The organism is Bradyrhizobium sp. UBA2491 (genome assembly GCF_002341725.1).
Classification (GTDB): Bacteria; Pseudomonadota; Alphaproteobacteria; order Rhizobiales; family Xanthobacteraceae; genus Bradyrhizobium.
The window spans coordinates 174,788-195,861 of the sequence record NZ_DDOP01000078.1; the positions used below are offsets into that span (position 1 = coordinate 174,788).

18 protein-coding genes, 1 other RNA gene and 2 pseudogenes are annotated in these 21,074 nt (G+C 65.7%); 7 read left to right on the forward strand and 14 right to left on the reverse strand.

All coding sequences use genetic code 11. The features are described from left to right. Nucleotides 1–144 precede the first annotated feature (144 nt). From B2W55_RS26240 to B2W55_RS26275, 8 genes and pseudogenes are all read right to left on the reverse strand, one after another. The gene (locus B2W55_RS26240; protein WP_024580125.1) at nucleotides 145–657 is read right to left on the reverse strand and encodes a dihydrofolate reductase; all 513 of its coding nucleotides are present in this window, start codon (nucleotides 655–657) and stop codon (nucleotides 145–147) included. Continuing rightward, a complete protein-coding gene (locus B2W55_RS26245; RefSeq protein ID WP_024580124.1) occupies nucleotides 657–1,142 on the reverse strand; it encodes a GNAT family N-acetyltransferase in 486 nt (161 codons plus the stop codon). Before B2W55_RS26245 ends, B2W55_RS26240 begins: the two co-directional genes overlap by 1 nt. Beyond that, nucleotides 1,142–1,936 (reverse strand): thymidylate synthase, encoded by a 795-nt coding sequence (locus B2W55_RS26250; protein WP_024580123.1) that lies wholly within the window; start codon nucleotides 1,934–1,936, stop codon nucleotides 1,142–1,144. Before B2W55_RS26250 ends, B2W55_RS26245 begins: the two co-directional genes overlap by 1 nt. A 186-nt stretch (nucleotides 1,937–2,122) precedes the next feature. Further along, on the reverse strand, nucleotides 2,123–3,103 hold the full coding sequence (locus B2W55_RS26255; RefSeq protein ID WP_024580122.1) for a tripartite tricarboxylate transporter substrate binding protein BugD: 981 nt from the start codon (nucleotides 3,101–3,103) through the stop codon (nucleotides 2,123–2,125). Nucleotides 3,104–3,236: 133 nt separating this feature from the next. Beyond that, nucleotides 3,237–4,751: a tripartite tricarboxylate transporter permease gene (locus tag B2W55_RS26260; RefSeq protein ID WP_024580121.1), complete on the reverse strand. Its 1,515-nt coding sequence runs from the start codon at nucleotides 4,749–4,751 to the stop codon at nucleotides 3,237–3,239. A 7-nt stretch (nucleotides 4,752–4,758) separates the two neighbouring features. Beyond that, nucleotides 4,759–5,259 (reverse strand): tripartite tricarboxylate transporter TctB family protein, encoded by a 501-nt coding sequence (locus B2W55_RS26265; RefSeq protein WP_024580120.1) that lies wholly within the window; start codon nucleotides 5,257–5,259, stop codon nucleotides 4,759–4,761. A gap of 93 nt (nucleotides 5,260–5,352) precedes the next feature. Further along, nucleotides 5,353–5,824 (reverse strand): annotated as a pseudogene (locus tag B2W55_RS26270) (chromate transporter). Further along, a pseudogene (locus B2W55_RS26275) lies at nucleotides 5,810–6,253 on the reverse strand (chromate transporter); the annotation flags it as partial. The pseudogenes B2W55_RS26275 and B2W55_RS26270, both read right to left, overlap by 15 nt. A 188-nt stretch (nucleotides 6,254–6,441) precedes the next feature. On the opposite strand from B2W55_RS26275, the gene ssrA reads away from it, so the two are divergent. From ssrA to B2W55_RS26305, 6 genes are all read left to right on the forward strand, one after another. After that, nucleotides 6,442–6,806: a transfer-messenger RNA gene (gene ssrA / locus B2W55_RS26280) on the forward strand. 142 nt (nucleotides 6,807–6,948) lie between these two features. Continuing rightward, nucleotides 6,949–7,470, forward strand: a complete 522-nt coding sequence (locus B2W55_RS26285; RefSeq protein WP_024580119.1) for an SspB family protein — start codon at nucleotides 6,949–6,951, stop codon at nucleotides 7,468–7,470. A 182-nt stretch (nucleotides 7,471–7,652) separates the two neighbouring features. After that, nucleotides 7,653–9,068, forward strand: a complete 1,416-nt coding sequence (gene fumC / locus B2W55_RS26290) for a class II fumarate hydratase (RefSeq protein WP_024580118.1) — start codon at nucleotides 7,653–7,655, stop codon at nucleotides 9,066–9,068. A gap of 263 nt (nucleotides 9,069–9,331) precedes the next feature. Continuing rightward, complete coding sequence (locus B2W55_RS26295) at nucleotides 9,332–9,520, forward strand: DUF4169 family protein (protein ID WP_024580117.1); 189 nt, start codon at nucleotides 9,332–9,334, stop codon at nucleotides 9,518–9,520. Then, complete coding sequence (locus tag B2W55_RS26300; RefSeq protein WP_024580116.1) at nucleotides 9,517–9,792, forward strand: ribbon-helix-helix domain-containing protein; 276 nt, start codon at nucleotides 9,517–9,519, stop codon at nucleotides 9,790–9,792. The genes B2W55_RS26295 and B2W55_RS26300 overlap by 4 nt, the downstream gene beginning before the upstream one ends. Nucleotides 9,793–9,910: 118 nt before the next feature. Then, entirely contained in the window at nucleotides 9,911–10,264 is a 354-nt protein-coding gene (locus B2W55_RS26305) for a VOC family protein (protein ID WP_024580115.1), read from the forward strand. 66 nt (nucleotides 10,265–10,330) lie between these two features. On the opposite strand, the gene B2W55_RS26310 is transcribed toward B2W55_RS26305, so the two are convergent. Then, entirely contained in the window at nucleotides 10,331–14,050 is a 3,720-nt protein-coding gene (locus B2W55_RS26310) for an AsmA-like C-terminal region-containing protein (protein ID WP_024580114.1), read from the reverse strand. A gap of 212 nt (nucleotides 14,051–14,262) precedes the next feature. Next, the gene (locus B2W55_RS26315; RefSeq protein WP_024580113.1) at nucleotides 14,263–15,495 is read right to left on the reverse strand and encodes a cytochrome P450; all 1,233 of its coding nucleotides are present in this window, start codon (nucleotides 15,493–15,495) and stop codon (nucleotides 14,263–14,265) included. A 156-nt stretch (nucleotides 15,496–15,651) separates the two neighbouring features. On the opposite strand from B2W55_RS26315, the gene B2W55_RS26320 reads away from it, so the two are divergent. Then, nucleotides 15,652–16,263, forward strand: coding sequence for a TetR/AcrR family transcriptional regulator (locus B2W55_RS26320; RefSeq protein WP_024580112.1), 612 nt, complete (start codon nucleotides 15,652–15,654; stop codon nucleotides 16,261–16,263). 66 nt (nucleotides 16,264–16,329) lie between these two features. Here the strand turns inward: B2W55_RS26320 and B2W55_RS26325 are convergent, their stop codons facing one another. From B2W55_RS26325 to B2W55_RS26340, 4 genes are read right to left on the reverse strand one after another with little or no spacing between them, the layout of a single operon-like run. Next, nucleotides 16,330–17,622: an MFS transporter gene (locus B2W55_RS26325; RefSeq protein WP_024580111.1), complete on the reverse strand. Its 1,293-nt coding sequence runs from the start codon at nucleotides 17,620–17,622 to the stop codon at nucleotides 16,330–16,332. A gap of 50 nt (nucleotides 17,623–17,672) precedes the next feature. Next, nucleotides 17,673–18,407 (reverse strand): ABC transporter ATP-binding protein, encoded by a 735-nt coding sequence (locus tag B2W55_RS26330; protein WP_029878927.1) that lies wholly within the window; start codon nucleotides 18,405–18,407, stop codon nucleotides 17,673–17,675. Then, nucleotides 18,400–20,199: an ABC transporter permease subunit gene (locus B2W55_RS26335; protein ID WP_024580109.1), complete on the reverse strand. Its 1,800-nt coding sequence runs from the start codon at nucleotides 20,197–20,199 to the stop codon at nucleotides 18,400–18,402. The genes B2W55_RS26330 and B2W55_RS26335 overlap by 8 nt, the downstream gene beginning before the upstream one ends. Then, nucleotides 20,199–21,068: a branched-chain amino acid ABC transporter permease gene (locus B2W55_RS26340; protein ID WP_051404263.1), complete on the reverse strand. Its 870-nt coding sequence runs from the start codon at nucleotides 21,066–21,068 to the stop codon at nucleotides 20,199–20,201. Before B2W55_RS26340 ends, B2W55_RS26335 begins: the two co-directional genes overlap by 1 nt. Between the last annotated feature and the right edge of the window lie 6 nt (nucleotides 21,069–21,074).

Consider the following 21,074-nt stretch of genomic DNA (forward strand, 5'->3'; position numbering starts at 1 on the left):
CAAACATCTCCTCGGCAAGTCCGGACGGGACGCCCGGGCTCGAATGTCCGGCCCGGTTATAGGGGACCGCTAGGGCCCTTACAACGCAAGCTTCCTGCTCGGACGAGCTATGCGCCGGGGCATAATTGTCAATGCAAACATTGGTTAACCGCGGTCGCGCCGACGATATGTCACATAGGAGAAGTCGACGCTGTCGTCCGGACCTGCCGGATTTCGCACGCGCGCGACCTCTTCCCACTGCGCGGCATCGATCATTTCGAACCGTGTATCGCCGTCCGGCCGGGCATGGACCTCGGTGATCTCCAGGCGATCGGCCGTGCCCATCCACTGCGCATAGATTTCCGCGCCACCGATGATGGCAATTTCAGTGGCGAAACGCCGCAGCGCGTCACCAAGCGCAATTGCGCGGGCGTTCTCGAACGAGGTCGTGACGATGGCGCCGCGCGCGCGGTAGCTCGGATCGCGCGTCACCACGATGTTGGTGCGCCCCGGCAGCGGCCTGCGCAGCGACTCGAAGGTCTTGCGCCCCATCACGATGGGCTTGTTCAGCGTCATCGCCTTGAGGCGCTGCTGATCGGATTTCAGCCGCCACGGGATTGCGTTGCCGTTTCCGATCACGCCGTTCTCGGCGACAGCAACGAGGAGCACGATCTCCATCAACGCGTCCCTTCCGCGAGCGCCGACAGCGCAGGACCGGAGACGCGACAGATCGTCCATTCGTCCATCAGTTCGGCGCCGAGCGACTTGTAGAATGCGATCGACGGCGCGTTCCAGTCGAGCACCGCCCATTGCAGGCGCGCCCAGCCATTGGCGAGGCATTGCTTCGCCAGATGCACCAGCAGCGCCTTGCCGATGCCCTTGCCGCGCAGCGCCGGCCGCACGAAGAGATCCTCGAGGTAGATGCCGTGGCGGCCGGCGAAGGTGGAGAAATTGACGAACCAGACCGCGAAGCCGGCCGGTTCGCCGTTCCATTCCGCGATGTCGCAATAAAGCCGCGGGTTGGCGCCGAACAGCGCCTCGGCGATATCGGCTTCGCTGGCGTGAACCTCGTGCAGCAGCTTCTCATACTCGGCGAGCTCGCGGACCAGCGAGAACACCAGTCCAGCCTCATCGGGCCGCGCGCGGCGGATCAACAGCGACATCAGACCGCGACTTCGGCCTTGATGTGCGGATGCGGATCGTAGCCTTCGAGTTTGAAGTCCTCGTAGCGGAACGCGAAGATGTCCTTCACGTCGGGGTTGATCGCCATCGTCGGCAACGGCCGCGTCGGCCGCGTCAGTTGCAGGCGCGCCTGCTCGAGGTGGTTCGAATAGAGATGCGCATCGCCGAGCGAGTGGACGAAATCGCCGGGCTTCAGCCCGGTCACCTGCGCCACCATCATGGTCAGCAGCGCATAGGAGGCGATGTTGAACGGCACGCCGAGGAACACGTCGCCGGAGCGCTGATACAGCTGACACGACAGCTTGCCGTTGGCGACATAGAACTGGAACAGGCAGTGGCATGGCGGCAGCGCCATCTTGTCCACCTCGGCCGGATTCCAGGCACTGACGATCAGCCGCCGCGAATCCGGATTGCGCTTGATCATCTCGATGACGTTCGTGATCTGGTCGATGCTGCGGCCATCGGGCGCGGGCCACGAGCGCCATTGCGAGCCGTAGACCGGGCCGAGGTCGCCATTGGCGTCGGCCCATTCGTCCCAGATCGTGACGCCGTTGTCGTTGAGATATTTGATGTTGGTGTCGCCGGCGAGGAACCAGAGCAGCTCGTGCACGATCGCCTTCAGCGGCAGCCGCTTGGTGGTCAGCATCGGGAACCCGGCCGCTAGATTGAAGCGCATCTGGTGGCCGAAGATCGACAGCGTGCCGGTGCCGGTGCGGTCGTGCTTCTCGGCGCCGTCGGCGAGGATGCGTTCGAGCAAATCGTGATACTGGTTCATGACTGGTTCTTGGCGGTCTTTTCGAGGCTTCGATAGAACGGCGAATGTAGCGGCCAAGGCCGCCGGTCGACACGCTGATTCGGCTGAACGGGCCGATTATACCCCGAAAAATGACAACGCCTCCGACAAACGACAAGGGGCGGAACTCGCGTCCCGCCCCCGCTCTATCCGCTTGATCGTACTCGATTAAGTTGCCGGCTTCAGCACCGGCGTCCATTTCGCGATCTCGTTCTTGACGAGCGTCGCCAGCGCCTCCGGGGTGCGGTTGGCGGGCGCCGGGATCACGCTGCCGAGCTCGAGCAAGCGCTTGCGGACGTTGTCATCGTCGAGCGCCTTGATGGCCGCAGCATTCAGCGTGGCGATGATGGCGGGCGAAGTTCCCTTCGGCGCGAAGATCGCGTTCCAGGCCTGGGCCTGGAAGGCCGGCAGCCCGGCTTCGGTCGTGGTCGGGACGTTCGGCAGCGACGGATTGCGCTCGGGGGTCGCGACCGCATAGGCCTTGATGGTACCGGCGTTGATCTGCGGCACCGCGTTGACGATCTGGTCGCACATGTAATCGACCTGGCCGGCGACCAGCGCGTTCATCGCGGGTCCGGTGCCGTTGAATGGCACGCCCACCGGCTTGACCTCGAGGATCGAGTTGAGCAGCTCGCAGGAGGCATGCGAGACCGAGCCGATGCCGGCATGCGCGGCGTTGACCTTGTCGGCATTGGCCTTCACGTAGGCGATGAATTCCTTCAGATCCTTCGGCGGGAAATCTTTGCGGGCGAGGATCAGGATCGGCGTGCCCGCGAGCAGCGCGACCGGCTCGAAATCCTTCTCCGGGTGATAGGCAAGCTTCGGATAGAGCGGCACGGAGGCGGCGTGCGTGCCCATATGTCCGGTGACCAGCGTGTAGCCGTCATTGGCGGCGCGGGCCGCGCGCGTGGTCGCGGTGGTGCCGCCGGCGCCGACCACGTTCTCGATGACGATGCTCTGGCCGAGCGTCTGCGCCATGTGCGCGGTGACGATGCGCGAGATGACGTCGGTCGGACCGCCGGCTGCGAACGGCACGATCATGGTGATGGTGCGGGTCGGATAGTTTTGCGCGGACGCCGGCACGGCGAATGCACTCAACGCGGCAAATGCCGAAAGGCATGCGCCCGCAAGCGAGCGAATGGACATCATCTCAATTCCTCCCGGGAACGTTTGACCAATAAAAATGCCGGCCAAATCGGCCGGCATTTTCATTTCACGAGACCACATCGAGTGTCGATTCGACTTCCGCCTGCGGCGCGCGGACGCAGGCGGAGCAGGATGCTCAGCCCTCGGACTCCACGAACACCTCGTCGCGCTTCGCACGCAGGGCCGGCAGCACGGCAAGCACCAGGAGGCCCGCCGCGATCGCCAGCAGCACCGCCGACAGCGGCCGCGACAGGAATACGCTCCAGTCGCCGCGCGAGATCAACAGTGCACGGCGCAGGTTCTCTTCCATCAGCGGACCGAGCACCATGCCAAGCAGCAGCGGCGCCGGCTCGAAATCGTGCTTGATCAGCCAGTAGCCGACCAGACCGAACGCGCCTGCGAGGATGACATCGACCGGCGCGTTGTTCACCGAATAGATGCCGATCGCGCAGAACACCACGATCGAGGGGAACATCAGCCGGTACGGCACGCGCAGCAATCGGACCCAGATGCCGACCAGCGGCAGGTTGATGATGATCAGCATCAGATTGCCGATCCACATCGAGGCGATCATGCCCCAGACCAGGTCGGGCTGCTTCTGCATCACCTGCGGGCCCGGCACGATGCCATGAATGGTCATCGCGCCGACCATCAGCGCCATCACCGCGTTCGGCGGAATGCCGAGCGTGAGCAGCGGGATGAACGAGGTCTGCGCCGCGGCGTTGTTGGCGCTTTCCGGCGATGCCACGCCCTCGATCGCGCCGCGGCCGAACCGCGACGGATCCTTGGCGAGCTTCTTCTCCAGCGTATAGGCCGCGAACGATGCGATCACCGCGCCGCCGCCCGGCAGGATGCCGAGGATCGAGCCGAGCACGGTGCCGCGCAGGATCGCCGGCGTGGAGTCGACCAGGTCCTTCCTGGTCGGCATCAAGCCGGTGATCTTCTGCTGCACCAGATTGCGGTTCATCTCGGCGCCGGCGTCGAGGTTGCGGATGATTTCCGCGAAGCCGAACACGCCCATCGCCACGGTGGCGAAGCCGAGGCCGTCCGCGAGTTCGGGGATGTTGAACGCCATGCGCGAAGCGCCGGTCTCGATGTCGGAGCCGACCATCGACAGCAACAGGCCGAACACGATCATCGCGATCGCCTTCAGCACCGAGCCCTTGGCGAGCACCACCGCGAAGATCAGGCCGAGCACCATCAGCGAGAAATACTCGGCCGGGCCGAACGCCAGCGCGAGCTTGGTCAGCGGCGCGCCGAGCACGGCGATCAGCACGGTCGCGACGCAGCCGGCGAAGAACGAGCCGATCGCGGCGATCGCCAGTGCCGGACCGGCACGGCCCTGCTTGGCCATCTGGTGACCGTCGAGCGCGGTGACCACGGAGGTTGCCTCACCGGGAATATTGACCAGGATCGAGGTGGTCGAACCACCATATTGCGCACCGTAATAGATGCCGGCGAGCATGATCAGCGCGCCGACCGGCGGCAAGCCGAAGGTGATCGGCAGCAGCATCGCGACGGTGGCAATGGTGCCGATGCCCGGCAGCACGCCGACCAGGGTGCCGACCAGCGCACCGATCAGACACATCAAGAGGTTGATCGGCGAGAAGGCGACGGCGAAACCGTGCGCGAGATTGGCAAACAGTTCCATCACGCCCTCACTGGATCAGGAAACGCGGGAACATCGGCATCGGAAGTCCCAGCACATAGGGGAAAAGCAACGCGCAGCCGAGCGTCAGACAGCCGCCGACAATGATGGCTTCGATCCATCTGGTCTCGTGCGAGCCCATCGCCGCGATCAGGAAGGCGGCGAAGGCGGAGACCACGAGCCCGAGCGGGCGGATCGCCAGCGCGAAGAACACGATCGCCGCGGACACGAACAACGGGCCGCGCCAGGAATAGGCCCCGATCTGCGGGCCGTCATTCAGGATTCCGATCAGCGCAACGGCGCCGCCGAGCAACAGCAACAACACGGCGAACATGCGCGGCGCCGTTCCGGCGCCGAACGAGAATCCGTGCATGCCCTGCAAATCGCTTGAGGCCCACAAGGCAAACAGCGCGACCGCCACCATGGCGAGCCCGCCGACGAAATCCTGCGGACCGCGCACCCATTTCGGCAAGATCGTTTTGACCGGCGCCTCGCTCGGCGTATCGCTCATGACTTCGCTTCCCCCCGTCAGGGCTGTGTCGCCCGTATTGATTGAATGGCTTGGCTTGTGGTGCGTTGACCGAGACCTTGCTAGCGATTTTCGTCAGACAACGCCAGCAAAACCCAAGAGACCTCCGGCAAGCAACATCCATAAAGGGTTGATCCGCGTCGCAAAGGCAAGCGCGGCTGCGGCAATGGTGATCAGGATCGCGATCCAACTTTGGTCTGATGTCTGCGCCGCGATGAGGCCGCTTGCGGCGATCAGGCCGATCAACGGAGGAGCCAGTGCCGCCTGCATGATCGCGGGCCGGCACGCGTCGCGCCAGCGATCAAGGAAACGGCTCACATAATAGGCAAGCAGCGCGTCGGTCCGCACATCGCAACCGCCGCTGCCAGCGCCGCGGCGACGCCTGCGACAGAATAGCCTATCAGCGTCACGATCAGCACGTTCGGTCCCGGCGAGAGCTGCGACATCGCGAACACGTCGGTGAACTGCTTGTCGATCAGCGATGCACGTCGACGGCGGCGCGCTGCATTTCGGGGATCGCTGAATTGGCCCCGCCGATCGCAACCAAGACCGCCGCCAGGATGACGAGGGCTGTGACATCGCGCCGCTTCAACGACGGCATCATCGTCTTGAGGACGACGGCGAACAGCAGGCCGACCGCGGCACAGGCCACGCCCGGCGAGCGTGCGGCGCAGCGCGTCGATCTCGCCGTCATGGGAATAGAGCGCGGCCAGAGTGGTCGCGATCAGCATTGGCGGCCCGGCCGGCCCGGCGAAGGCCGCGAGCCCACCCGCGATGCCGCGAAAGCGCGAGCCGAACACGGCCGACCGGTCGACGATGTTCGGACCTGGCAGGAAATGGCACAGCGCGCAGGTCTCGTTGAAAGCCACCGGCGTCATCCAGTGGCGCTGTTCGATGATCGACCGCCGGGCCCAGACCAGCCCCCCGCCAAAGCCGGCCAGGGACATCTTGGCAAGGCCAGGAACAGTTCGAGCAGGCCGGGGCTGGTGGAGCGGAAACGCCCACGGGGGCGTCCGGCGCCGGAGCGGCAACCGGCGGGAGTTCCGGGGGCATCAATGGAACCTGGACAGCGCCGGATAGCGCCAAGGATCCTGGCCGAGACCTGTGCCAAGGCGCCGGTCAACCCAAATCGGTGGGTTTTCCCAATTGAATCGGCCTGAATCCGCTCTGTTTTTCTATGGCTTTGCCGCTATATTGGGGGTGCCGGTTCGCCGGCTATGGAAATAAATGACCGTCGCAATAAACCATTCGGACCCGGGGGCGGTACCCGGCGCCTCCACCAAAACCCATCTCGAACCCATCCTCGGGTGGCTTTTGGCGGGGGCGAAATAGGATCGACGAGGGCGTAAAGGGCGCGTTTTTTCTCGGTATGGTTCCGCCGACATCGGGCCATTGCAATAGTTGCCAACGACAACTTTGCTCCGGTTGCTCAGGCTGCGTAACGCAGTTTGAAAGACCATCTTAAAGTCCTAGCGGGTTAAGCTCCGCTAGGCGGGGTCCGGAGGCACCTGGCAACAGAAGCCTCCACTTTATTTTTCGATCGGGCGTCCGCCCGCATTTCAACTGCCGGCCCTGCTGATTTCCGGCTTTCGGCGGGGTAGCATGGCAAGAGGGGCGAGTCGGACGATCCGGCGCTGCCTCGCCGGCCATTTTCGAAGCGACAGGATCACCATGGCGACCGATCACATCCGATATGACGTGCTGGCGCGCGACGCGCTGCGCGGGGTGCTGCGCCGGGTGCTGTCCGACGCCGCCGAGCATGGCCTGCCGGGAGAGCACCATTTCTACATCACCTTCCTGTCGCACGGCGACGGCGTGAAGCTTTCGGCGCGGCTGCTTGCGCAGTATCCCGAAGAGATGACCATCATCCTCCAGCACCAGTTCTGGGACCTGGTGGTGACGGAGGATCGCTTCGAGGTCGGCCTGTCGTTCGGCGGAATTCCCGAGCGGCTGACCGTGCCGTTTGCCGCGGTGACGCGCTTCCTCGATCCCTCCGCACCGTTCGATCTGCGCTTCGACGTCTCCGAGGCGCTGTCTGAAGACGCTGCTCCCGCCGCCGCGCCGGCCGCTCCCCTTCCCACGCCGGCCGCTCGCGCAACAGTCGAGACCGAGACGGCCGATACCGAGCAGGAGCCGGCCAAGCCCAGCGAGGGCGCCGAGGTGGTGCGGCTGGACCGCTTCCGCAAGAAATAATCTAAACCCGGATCGATCCTCGACCTTGTAGGATGCTTGCCAGGATCGGGATGACAGGTCGTCATCCCGGACTATCCTGCGCATGAACGCGCCTTCGCGCGGACCGCGTCGCATCGCCGCGCCGGCCCACGCCTGACGACGCAATCGCAAGCATTCACGGCAAGCATCTACGGAAAGCATCCATGGCTCGATCGACCACTCCATCCAAGGCCAAGACCCGCAGCGAGACCGACAGCTTCGGTCCGATCGACGTACCGGCCGATCGCTATTGGGGCGCGCAGACCGAACGCTCGCGACAGAACTTCAAGATCGGCCACGACCGGATGCCGATCGCGATCGTGCATGCGCTCGGCATCGTGAAGCTCGCAGCCGCCGAGACCAATCGCGAGCTCGGCCAGCTCGATGCGCGCCGCGCCGGCGCGATCATCCGCGCCGCCAAGGAAGTGATCGAAGGCAAGCTCGACGACAATTTTCCGCTGGTGGTCTGGCAGACCGGCTCGGGCACGCAGTCCAACATGAACGTCAACGAGGTGATCGCCAACCGCGCCAACCAGATGCTCGGCGGCGAGCTCGGTGCCAAGAAGCCGATCCATCCGAACGATCACGTCAACATGAGCCAGTCGTCGAACGACTCGTTCCCGACCGCGATGCATATCGCGGCCGCAAGCCGCATCATCGCCGATCTGATTCCGGCGCTCACCGAGCTGCATCGCGAGCTGCGCAAGAAGGAGAAGGCGTTCGCGAAGATCGTCAAGATCGGACGCACCCACACCCAGGACGCGACGCCGCTGACGCTCGGCCAGGAATTCTCCGGCTACGCCGCGCAGGTCGAGAGCGGCATCGCGCGACTGCGCGTCGCGGTGAAGGATCTGTTTCCGCTGGCGCAGGGCGGCACCGCCGTCGGCACCGGCCTCAACTCCAAGCCGAGATTTGCGAGGGCCTTCGCGCGCCACGTCGCTGAGATCACCAGGCTGCCGTTCACCAGCGCCGCAAACAAGTTCGAAGCGCTGGCTTCCAACGATGCCTATGTGCTGGTGCACGGCGCGATCAATTCGGTGGCGACCGGCCTGTTCAAGATCGCCAACGACATCCGCTTCCTCGGATCCGGCCCGCGCTCGGGCCTCGGCGAGCTGATCCTGCCCGAGAACGAGCCGGGCTCCTCGATCATGCCGGGCAAGGTCAATCCGACCCAGTGCGAAGCCATGACCATGGTCTGCTGCCAGGTGTTCGGCAATCAGACCGCCATCACCGTGGCCGGCAGCCAGGGCCATTTCGAGCTGAACGTGTACAAGCCGGTTATGGCATATTGTATGATAAATTCCATTCAGCTGCTGTCGGACGTCGTTCGTTCATTCACCGAGCATTGCGTTGTCGGAATACGCGCCGACGAAAAGCGCATCAACGATCTGATGCAGCGCTCGCTGATGCTGGTGACCGCGCTCGCACCGAAGATCGGTTACGACAATGCAGCCAAGGTCGCCAAGTCGGCGCATGCACGCGGAACGACGTTGAAGGAAGAAGCGCTGCGGCTCGGACTGGTGTCCGCGGATGAATTTGATCGCCTCGTGCAGCCGGACAAAATGACACACCCCGGCTAGGGCGCGACGCAATGTCCGGACAATGCGCGTGATATAATTATGGACCATAACGCCTAAAGACTAAGGCGGGTTAGCTATCAGCTCTGCGCTGGCGCGTGGTACAGACGTCTAGTTTTCGCAGAGCGAAACGGATTCTTTGATGCTATCAAAAGCATCAGATGGGGATTCGGGATGGATATCGAGCCGGGCGCGCAGCGCGATCGCTCTTGCTTTCGTCACGATGCATCACCAATTCCGCTCTGGGGACGATGAGGACGACGAGCATGGGCGACGTGGTCAACCTGAAACGATTCAAGAAGCGCAGTGAGCGCGAACAAGCAGCAAAGCAGGCCGAAGCCAATCGTGCGCTATTCGGTCGCACCAAATTGGAACGAGCGCGTGACGAATTCCTCGGCGAGCGCAACACTCGTCAACTCGATCAGCACCGCATCGAAACTGGAGACGCATCATGAAGTCTCCTGTCGTTAAGCGTTCGATCGTGGTCGCCGGACACAAGACCAGTGTCAGTCTCGAAGAAGCCTTCTGGAACGGCATGAAAGAGATTTCCGGCCTGCGGAACATGACGCTGTCCGAGCTGGTCGGTGAGATCGACAACAATCGCCAGCAGGGCAACCTGTCCTCCGCGATCCGGCTATTCGTGCTCGACTACTTCCGTTCGCGCGCCACGCCGGCTGTGCCCACGGATGTGCGGCCGCAGCAGGTCGACACGCGCCAGCAGGCCTGACCGCCTCTGCGACCGCCGCGAGCAGGCGGTCGTTCGCCGCGGACTTCGGCATGAAGGCCACTTCAGCATGAAGGCCACTTCGGCATGAAGGCCACTTCGGCATGAAGGTCACTTCGGCATGAAGGTCAGTCGCATCGTCGCGAACGTTGCCGCTTCGGATATCGCGGTGGCGAAAGCCTTCTATCAGGATATCCTCGGCCTCACGTCGCTGATGGATTTCGGTTGGGTTGCGACTTACGGCTCATCCGAAACGATGCAGGTTCAAATCAGCTTCGCTTCCGAAGGTGGATCGGGCACGCCAGTGCCTGATCTGTCGATCGAGGTCGACGACCTCGACGAGGCGCTGCGTCGGTTCGCGGCCGCCCGGATTGCGATCGAATACGGACCGCTCGACGAACCGTGGGGCGTGCGGCGCTTCTTCGTCCGCGATCCGTTCGGCAGGCTGATCAATATTCTCCAACACCAATCGTGAGCCGATCTCCGATCCAGTCTGACGCGCTTCTTGCGCGAACCGATATCCGCTTCGCTTGCAGCAACGTCAGTTCTGCATGGCAGGCCGCGGCGACGGATTGGCGACCTGCGGCGTCAGCGATAGCGGGGGCCGCAGCGGCTTCGTCCTGACGGCACCGGGCAACGGCTTAACCTCGATCGGCGGCGGCAGCGGCGCGAGCTGCGGCTGGCCGCCAACCGGCGCAGGCACCACAACGGCGGGCGCGGTCGCGACCGGCGGGACGATCGGCGGATGCGGCGCCACGACCTTCGGTTTCGCCGGCACACGGCGCGGATCGCGGCCGGGCACCGGAACATCGGCGAGCGGCGCCGCCGGCGAATTCGACGTCGGCACATCCGGCGCCGGCACGCCGGGTGGCGGAACGGCGGCCGGAACCGGCGGCGGCGGTTCGCCGCGCTCGATCGCGTCGAGCCGCTTGGTCTCCCGGTCGATCGCCCGCACTGCAAGCCACGACGACAGCGCCGCAATGTCGACGCTGCGCGTCAGCCCGTCGGGCGTCCCGACTGCAAGCAGCTGGATCTCCGGTCGGCTGTTGGCGGTGCCGACCTGCGTCGACGCCAGCGCGGCGCGGATGTCGGCCTGATCGGCCGGAATATCGTAACCGCCGGACACGATGGCGTTGGCGCCATTGGCCGCAAGCGTGGTGGCGCCGACCCGGATGCGGCCGTCGCGGATGTTGAAGGGAATCTGCGCCGACGCGATCGACAATGTGCCGGCTGCGAGCACCGGCTCGACGATCTGCTTCAACTTGATGTCGTCGGTCGCCTGCCCGGAATCGCTGGCGCGGATCGCGACATCGAATGCGCGCGGATCGAGACCCGGGAGGTTCAGCGCCTCCAGCGTCACGGTGCCGCTGCCGGACAGCGCGCCGGTCAACGCCGAGGCGCTGCGGCCCTGCGTCAGCAGCGTCATCTGCATCGACGCGCGTCCCTTGGGCATCGCCAGATTGCGGTAGCGCAACGCTGAACCGTCGACCCCCGAGAGCTGCACATTCGCATTCAAGGCGAGCCCATTGACGCCCTGTCGCGCGTCGATCGAGGCCACCGCCTCGCCGCCGCCGATCTTGCCCTTGATGGCGTCGAAGGTCAGCGACTGCCCGTCTGCCCGGATCGTGCCGCTGACCGGCTGCAGCTCGGCGCCGCCCGGCAACAGGCCGTGCAGCGCTTCGAACGTCACCTTGCCGCGCCAGGCCCCGGTCAGTCCCGGGCCGAGCGGCTCGGTCGCGTCATGTCCGGCGGCACCAATCGCAGCCGCGAAGATCGGCGCCAGCGTGATCTGATCGAGACCGACTTCACCTTCGACGCTCTTCTGATCGCCGAGCGTCAAGGCCAGACGGCCGCGCAGCCGCGAACCTGCGACGATGCTGTCGAGATCGTCGAAGGTCAGCCTGTCGCCCGCGAGCGTCACGCGCGACGACAGCCGGATCGTGGCGGCCGGATCGGATGATTTCAGGTTGAGCAGCGGACTGATGTCGGCACTGCGGACGCGGAGGCTGACGCTCGATTTGGTCTCGCCAGCTCCGTCCTTGGCCCAAGGCTCCGCGGTCCCGTCGGCATCGGCGTCGAGCCCCGCCCCCCACAGCCTGGCCTTCACCCGCAACGGCGCGCGCCACGCACCGCTTACGGTGCCCTCGAATTGCGTCGCGCCCGTGCCCGCCGCGACCGCGCGGTCGAGCCCGAGCACCGCGAGCATGGCACTGCCCTCACCGGCCGAGAACTTGGCCTCGGCCGCGACGTCGCTGCGGCGGAGCGCATCGACATCCAGCGCCCGGATCGCAGCCAATTGCGGCGCCGCGGAGATCACCATGTTGCCCTTGACCTGGGGCGTCTCGACATCGAGCGTCGCGCGCGCGGCGGCACGATCGGCCACCTTGCCTTTGGCGAGGTCGAACCCAAGCTTGGCGCGGACCGGGCCGGCATCGGCGCGGAGCACGCCAAGCCGCGCTGCGAGCGCCGGCGCGAACGGCTGAACCACGGCGGTCAGCCGGCCAAGCGAGGCGGCGGTCGCGTCGACCGCGAGCTTGCCGGTCGCATTGACGCGGTCGAAACTGCCGCTGCCGTCCAGCGTGACATTGTCGGGCTGGCCGATCTTCACGCGCTCGATCACGACGCTTTTCGGGCCATAGGCGAGCTTCGCCTGCAACGGCCGCAATTCCTGCCCCGAGGAGATCGCACGCCCGATGTCGAGCGACAGCTGCGCCTCGTCGGGCCATTCGGCTTGCGGGCCGGCGAGCGAACGGATGAAAGCCGCGGTCGCATCGAGATCGAGCCGCTCCGCCTTCAGCTGCGCCTCGACCTTCGATCCGCTGGTCGCCTCGCGATGCGCAACCGCGACGCGGCCCTCGACCGAACCGCCCTCGATCTCGGCCTTCATGGCGTCGATCGCAAAGCCGGCCGGCGACACCGTGACGTCGCCGCGCAACCGCAGCGGCTTCTGGCTGCGATAAGCGACCTCGCCCCGTCCCTGTAGCCAGGTCATCAACGCATCGGGATCGGACGATTCGATGTTGAGCGCGGTCTTGAAGCTGTTCGCGGCTCCAGCCTGCGCGCTGGCGCCGCTCATCGAGACCCGCGTGGATCCCGGCGCCCGAAACTCGAGCCGCCGCACCGTCCAGGATTTGGCGTCGGATTGCAGTTCCGCGGAGATGTCCTGTAGGGGCCGGCCACCGAGCATGATCTGCTCGGATGCCAGCTCTATCTGTGCCGGGATCAGGCTTGGCGGCAAGCCCGACAGGACCGCGCGCATCGCGGGCAGCACGCGCACCGGCTCGACATTGCCGTCGTTGCCATCCTTGCCGCTATCTTTGGCAGCGAACTTGTCGCCATCGAGCTGCCGCGCCGTCAGCGATGCGCGCAGCAGCGGCGACGCGCCGAAACGAACATCGCCGTTGCCGGCGAACTTGAGCGCGCGGTCCTCGGCGCCATAGCTCACCTCGATCTGGTCGAGACGTGCGGCCGAATAGTCCGATTTCATCTTGGCCACAATCCGCCACGGCGGGGCGTCGCCGCCACCGCGCTGGCCTGGCATCCCCGCCAGCGTCACCGTGCCTTCGAACCGCGGCGCCCGCGCCTCGAAGCTCAGGATGCCGTCGAGATCGGCCGACACCGGCCGCTGCCCGGGATCGATGTTGACGTGCAGCCTTGTGCCGTTGCCGTCGGCACTTTGCCCCGACGAGATCCGGAACGGGTAGCGGTTGCCGTCGAACATGAAATTGCCGTCGCCGCGGATCGCGCCGGCGAGCGAGCGGACATCGCCGCTGAAGGCGATGTCGTTCAGCTCCAGCTTGCTATGGCTCGCGGCATCGTGCAGCGCGACGCGACCGGTCAGATTGAGGCGATCGATCGCCAGCGAGGCGAAATTGAAGGTGCCGCTCGACGCCGGCCAGTCGACCCGCCCCTTGGGGTCGAGCCCGATATCCACCGACACGCCGTTGATCGTGAGCTCGGTCGCGCGCCATTCGCCGCGCATCAGCGAGCTGAGGCTGAACTCGACGTCGAGATCGGCGGCGCGGACCTTGCCCATCTCGCTGGCGCCGCCGACGGTGACGGTTTTCAACCGCAGCGAGGGCGCAGGCAACAGGCGCGCGTCAAGATTGCCGGCGACGCGGACCGGCGCCCCGATGATCTTGGTCGCCTCGGCCTCGAACTGCGGCCTGAACTGGTTCCAGTCAACGAAATACGGACCGACCAGCGCGGCGACCAGCGCAAGAATGAAGGCGATTGCCAGCCCGAGCAGCGTCGTCTGCACGGTGTCTCCCTTTGAGCCCGCTCCGCGGCAGCCTGTCGATGCCGAACCCCTTTGGCTGAAACCAGGCCGGAGCAGCCCAAATATAGAGACAAGTATGGCGAAGTCACAGCGGCTTTACCGCCGCGGCGTCACGTAAGACCGATTTTCCGTCCAAGCGTGCGTGCACGCCGGCCGTCGCGGCAGGATCACCGCCCTGCCGCGAGTTTCAGCAGTCACCAGCTTGCCGGGAGCCGCTTCAGGCCGCGCAGCACGAAGGTCGGCCGCCACTCCGGATTTTCCGCGTCATCGAGCCGCAGGTCGGGGATCCGGCGCAGCAGCGTCGAGATCGCGATTTCGGCCTCGATCCGTGCCAACTGGGCACCCAGGCAGAAGTGGATGCCGCCGCCGAACGACAGTGGCCTGACGTTCGGCCGCTGGATGTCGAGCCGCTCGGGATGATCGGGATAGACCGCCTCGTCGTGATTGGCCGAGCCCAGCAGACACAGCACGCTCTCGCCCTTCGGGATGCGCTTGCCGCCGAGGTCCTCGATATCCTCCAGCGCGACGCGGCCGGTCAGCTGCACCGAGGAATCGTAGCGCAGGAACTCCTCGATCGCATTGGTGATGAGGCCGGGATTGGCCTGCAACAGCGCAAGCTGATCGGGATTGCGATGGAGCGCGAGCAGACCGTTGCCGATCAGGTTGACGGTCGTCTCGTGACCGGCACCGAACAACAGGATGATGTTGGCGGTGAGTTCCTCGTTGGTGAGCTTCTGACCGTCCTCCTCGGCCTGCACCAATTGCGTGGTCAGGTCGTCGCCGGGCTGCTTGCGGCGCAACTCGAACAGCTGGTGGAAATACATCGCCGCCATCGCGTTGCCGGCGTTGCCCTGCTTGATCTCCTCCGGCGTCATCGGCACCGGCTCGAGCAGGCGGCCGCCGTCGCGCGAGCCGTTGTAGAACGCCTCACGATGCTCCTCGGGGATGCCGAGCATATCGCAGATGATCGTCACCGGCAGGCGGAACGCGAAATCCTCGATCAGGTCCATCTTGCCTTGCGGAATGATGCGGTCGAGCGTCTCGTCGACGACGTGCTGGATGCGCGGGCGCATGTCCTCGACCCGGCGCGCGGTGAACGCCTTGACGACGAGGCCGCGCAGGCGGGTATGATCCGGCGGGTCCTGCTGCAACATCCAGTGGCCCATGCTGCGCATCACCGGCTCGTCCATGATCTTGGGACCGTAGCGGCGGATCGAGCGTTCGACATAGTCCTTGCCGAACCGCTTGTCGCGCAGCACGAGGCTCGCCTCGGCGTGCCGGCTCGCGACGAAAGCGCCGTGCGCATTGACATGCATCGGGTCAAGGCGCCGCATCCGCTCGTAATACGGATAGGGATTGCGGATGAATTCGGGGGCCAGTGGATTGAAAAGCGGCTCGCTGCTCGCCGGCTGAACTTGCTCGTTCATGGTGACCTCGTTCGCTCGCTGCGCCCGGTGCCTGCACCCTGGCGCGCCTTGGTGTCATCCTCAAGACCGCACCGACACGGGTACGGCCGTTCTGGTTTTCTCAATGCAACTCGATACACTCTTGTATCGAGTTGCATTCTGCCCTAAAATGCGCCGATGTCAAGGGTTCGAACCAGACCGACACGCGACGACACCTGCGAGAAGCTGTTCGAGGCGGCGGCGCGGGTGTTCGAGGAACAGGGCATCGGCGGCGCCAGCATCGAGACGATCGCGGCGGCGGCGGGCTTCACCCGCGGCGCGTTCTATTCGAACTTCAAGAGCAAGGACGAGCTGATCATCGCGATGCTCGAGGATCACGTCGAGCAATCGATCCGGCGCAATCTCGATCTGCTCGCCAGGCACAGCAACCTGCCCGACTTCCTGGAAGCATTGCGCACCGCCGATCGCAGCCGGCAGGATCCGCTCGGCCGCTCCCCGCTGCTGCACATGGAGATGATCCTGTTCGTGGCGCGCGCCGAGAAGCGTCGCCCGGAACTCGCCAAGCGCCTGCGCGCGCGGCGCAAGCTGATCGCCGACATCGTCGAGACCGCGCAACGGAGCAGCGGACGGAACGCCAGACTCAATCCGGAGTGGACCGGCGCGATCGTGCTGGCACTGGAAGACGGCTTCCGCCTGCACCGGCTGATCGACCCGGAGACCACGCCCGCCGACAGCTGCCTGCGCGCGATCACCGACCTGCAACGCGCGATCGGCGTGTCATCCGCCTGATCTCTCGAAGCGCGATGCGATTGGATTGAATCACCATCGCGCTTAGCTTGTTGTCATGATCATGCTTTAGGCGGCGCTCGCGACCTTGTGCATCTGACCGGCGACGGCGCGGACCTTGCGCGGCGACGCCTGCCAGATCGCGAATGCCGACAGCAGGCTGACGACAATGCCGAGCAGGAACGCACTGGTATAGCTGCCCGACAGGTCATAGAGCTGGCCGGTGATCCAGGGGCCGGCGGCACCGCCGGCGAGCGCGGCCAGCATCACGGTGCCGAAAATGCTGCCGTAATGCTTGCCCTGGAAGATCTCGAGCACCACCGGTCCCATCACCGATGTCAGGCCATAGCCGAGCGCGCCCTGGGTGAACACCATCAGATAGATCAGCGCCATGCTCGGCCAGTACTTCAGCGCCGCCAGCGCGGCGAAGCAGATCACGAAGCCGAAGCACGAGATCGCCCACACCCATTCTCGGCCGATGCGATCGGAGAGATGCCCGAGCCAGATCTGGCCGGGAATCCCGAGCAGGCTGACGACGCCAAGCGCCCAGACGCCGACATTGGAGCTGAAGCCGATGTCGAGCAGGAATTTGGTCTGGTGCACCTGCACCGCGTACCAGATGTACAGGCCGCAGAAATAGCCGGTCGCGATCCACCAGAACCGCGCGGTGCGCAGCGCGCGCGGCAGCGTCCAGTCGGTGCCGGCCCACGCGGGATCGACGATGTTCGATGCCGGTTTCGCCGACGTGGCGGTCGGCGCCGCATCGCCGTCCGGCTGTAGGCCGATGTCCTCCGGCCGCTTGTGCAGCAGCAGGTTGATCGGCGCGAGCACGACGAGCACCATGATCCCCATCGCGGTGCAGGCGGTGCGCCAGCCGGTGTGCTCGATCATGTGCTGGACCCAAGGCAGCAGCGTCACCGAGCCGATGCCGACGCCGGCGAAGGCGAGCCCGATCGCAAGGCCACGGCGGCGGATGAACCAGTTCGGCACGAACAGCGACTGGCCGGAATAGCCGAGGCAGACGCTGCCGGAGCCGACCAGCACGCCGATGGTGAGATAGAGGTGCCAGGGTTGCGTGGTCAGCGGCGCCAGCAGCAGGCCCGATCCCATCAGCAGGACGCCCAGCTCCATCACCGCGCGCGGCCCGCGGCGATCCATCAGCCGGCCGATCAGCGGGCTGGCGATCGCCGAGGCGACGAAGCCGAACGAGAATGCGCCGGCCGTGATACCGCGCTCCCAGCCGAACTCGGAGATGATCGGCGGATAGAACAGCGAGAACGCAGTTCGTGCGTTGACCCCGATCGCCATGGTGACGAACGTCACCGCGACGATGACCCAGCCGTAGAAGAATGGAAGCCGCATGATCACCTTGTGTCAGACCTGAATTGAACTGTCGATGCCTGCGCTTGCCATCAGCCGCCCAGCGCGTGGCTCTCATGGCCGAAATAGGCGCGCTCGAGCCGGTGTGCGAGATCGCCCTCTCCGGTCGGCGCTTCCAGCGCGATCGCGCCCTGCACCAGCGCGTAGACCCGGTCGGCACATGCCAGCGCCTTCTCCAGCAATTGCTCGACCAGCAGCACGGACGTGCCTTGCGCGCGCAGGCGGCCGATCACATTGAGGACCCGGTCCACCAGCACCGGCGACAATCCCGCCGAGGGCTCGTCGAGCATCAACAGCCGCGGCCGGCGGACCAGCCCTTGCGCCACCGTCAACATCTGCTGCTGTCCGCCCGACAGCGCGCCGCCGCGCTCATGTCGCTTCTCGGCGATCTCGGGGAAGAACGACAAGGCTTCCTCGATGCGCGCGGCGCGTTCGCCACGCGGCAGGTCGTAGCCGGCGAGCAGCAGATTGTCGGTGACCGAGATCTGCGTGAACACCCGATGGCCCTCGATCACATGCACGAGCCCGGCACGCGCGGTATCGCGCGGCGTGGTGTTGGTCATGTCATGGCCGCCGAACCGGACCCGCCCGGCGGTGACGGGCAACAGTCCCGACATCGCGCGCAGCAGCGTGGTCTTGCCGGCCCCGTTGGGACCGAGCAGCGCCACCACCTCGCCGGCGGCGATCGTCATGTCGATGCCGTGCAGCACCCGGATCTTGCCGTAGCCGGACTCCAGCGCGCTCACGTTGAGCAGAGGTTCAGCCACCGAGGTAGGCACTCACCACCTCCTTGTGCACACGGATCTCGGCCGGCGTTCCCGCCGCCAGCGTACGGCCGAGATTGAGCACGGTGACCTGGTGGCAGATGTCGAAAATCAGGTCGGCATGATGCTCGACCAGCAGCACGCCCGTGCCGCGGCCGCACACCGCCTTGATCAAGGTGGCGAGCCGCCCGATCTCGTCATTGGAGAGGCCCGCGGCGGGTTCATCCAGCAGCAGGAAGTCCGGATCGAGCATCAATGCCCGTGCGATCTCGATGAAACGCAGCTCGCTGTGCTGCAAACGATCGGCGCGCACATCGGCGAGTGCTTCGAGGCCAACGACACCGAGCAGCGCCCGCGCCTTGGCGGCGAGCAGCCGTTCGTCGACGCCGTTGCGCGGCAGCGCGAGCATCGCCTCGACGAAATTCGCCCTGCCCTCGATCGAGCCGCCGATCATGACGTTCTCCAGCACCGAGGCCTCGCCGATCACGCGCGGGGTCTGGAAGGTGCGCGCGATGCCGCACGCTGCCCGCTTGACGGGCTGGCCCGCGGCCAACACTTGGTCGCCGAGCGTCATGGTGCCGGCCTTGGCGGCGTAATAGCCCGAGATCACGTTCAGCGTGGTGGTCTTGCCGCTGCCGTTCGGGCCGATCAGACCGTGGATCTGGCCCGGCGCGACGTCGAGGTCGAGGCCGTCGATCGCCTTCACATTGCCGAAGCTCAGCGCAATGCCACGCAGTTGCAGCGCCTTGCCGCCATCGCGCCGGCGCACGATCTCGGCGAGCGCGGCCGGGCGCGGCACGATGGCCCGATTGCTGGCGAGCGGACGGCGGTTGCGGAAGTCGAGCAGCGCCGCGATGCCGCCCGGCATCACCAGCACGATCACAAGCAGCAGCACCGCGTAGAGGAAGGTCGACCAGGCCGCGAGCGGCGCCGCGATCTCGGGCAGGATGGTCAGGATGATGGTGCCGAGCATCGGCCCCAGGATCGAGCCGCGACCGCCGATCAGGACCGCGATGAAGAACAACACCGACAGATCGAAGGTGAAGGCGTCTGGCGTGATGTAGGTCTGCAAGGTGGCGAACAGGCCGCCGGCGATCGCCGCCAACGCACCCGCGAACAGGAAGATCGCGATCAGCATGTTCGGCTTGGAGATGCCGCTGGCCTCGGCCGCGACCTCGGCGTCACGCACCGCGATCAGGGCGCGGCCGAACCGGCTGCGCGCGACGTTGGCGCTCATCCAGGTGGTGACGACCGCGAAGCCGATACAGAGAGCGTAGAATCCCCACGGCGTGTTGAACGGCGCCGGGAATTCGGGACCGGCGATGCCGATGCCGCCGCCGGTCACGCTTTGCCAGGCCAGCGCGATCTGGGTCACGATGGTCGCAAAGCCGAGCGTCGACATCGCAAAATAGAAGGTGCGCAGGCGCAAGGCCGGCAGGCCGACGATCACGCCGAACACCGCGCCGATCAGGCCGGCGATCGGCAGCGCCGCAAACACCGGAATTGCCGGCATCACATTGCCGGCGACCAGCACGCTGGTCGCGTAGGCGCCGAGCGTCAATAGCGCGACATAGCCGATCGCAAGATGGCCGGCAAAACCGACCACCAGATTCAGCCCCGACACCAGCACCCAGTAGATCGCCATCCGGGTGCCGATCAGCACCCAGTAATCGTTGCTGACGAAGGGCAGCAGCACGGCAGCCAGCAAGATGCCGACGAATGGCAGGATGTGCGGCAGCGTCGCGCGCCATGCGCCGCTTGCGGTCTGTGGCTGAGTGGTGGCGACCGCCGTCATCACACTCTCCGCGCGGTCGAGCTGCCGAACAGCCCTTGCGGCGCGGCGAGCAGCACCACGATGAACAGCGTAAACACCGCGACCGAGGAGAAAATGCCGCCGACCAGGAAGTTCGCCGCCTGCTGGAACAGGCCGAGCGCCAAACCGCCGATGATCGCGCCCCTGTTGTTGCCGAGCCCGCCGAGCGCCACCGGCACGAAGCCGTAGAAATTGAGCAGCGCGCCGTTGGCGAAGAAAGCGAGCAGCAGCTGCCCGCCGGAAAATCCGGCGATGCCGCCGACCACACCGGCGAGCGCGTAGCTCGCGACGCGCAGATTGCGCTCCGGCAGGCCGAGTGCCCGCGCCGCGAAATTGTCCTCCGCGATGGCCAGGAAGGCGCGGCCGACCAGGGTACGGCGGTAGAGGTATTCGAGGCCAATGATGGTGATCGCGCAGGCCACCACCGGCAGCCAGAATTTCTCGTCCAGCACGCCCTCGCCGAATCCAACGATGCGCGGGAACGGCTGCGGCTCGGTGCCCCATTTGATCGCGGTGACCTGCTGGATCATCAGCGCGACCGCCAGGGTGGAGAGCACGTAGAGGTGCTGGTCGAGGCTCTTGAGCACCGGCCGCACCGCGACGAATTCGGTGATGATCCCGATCATGGCGCAGCAGAGCAGCGTCAGCACGAAGCCGATGGCGATCGGGAGGCCGAGCTTCAGCGTGAACATCGAGCCGAACACCCCGCCCAGCATCGCAAGCTGGCCGGCGGTGAAGCTCATCACCCGCGAGGTCGAGAACATCGTGTTGTAGGTGACGCCGACCAGCGCGTAGATCGCGCCCGCCGCGAGACCGGATGCAAGAATCGAGGTGAGCATCGAGGCCAGCATCGGCTG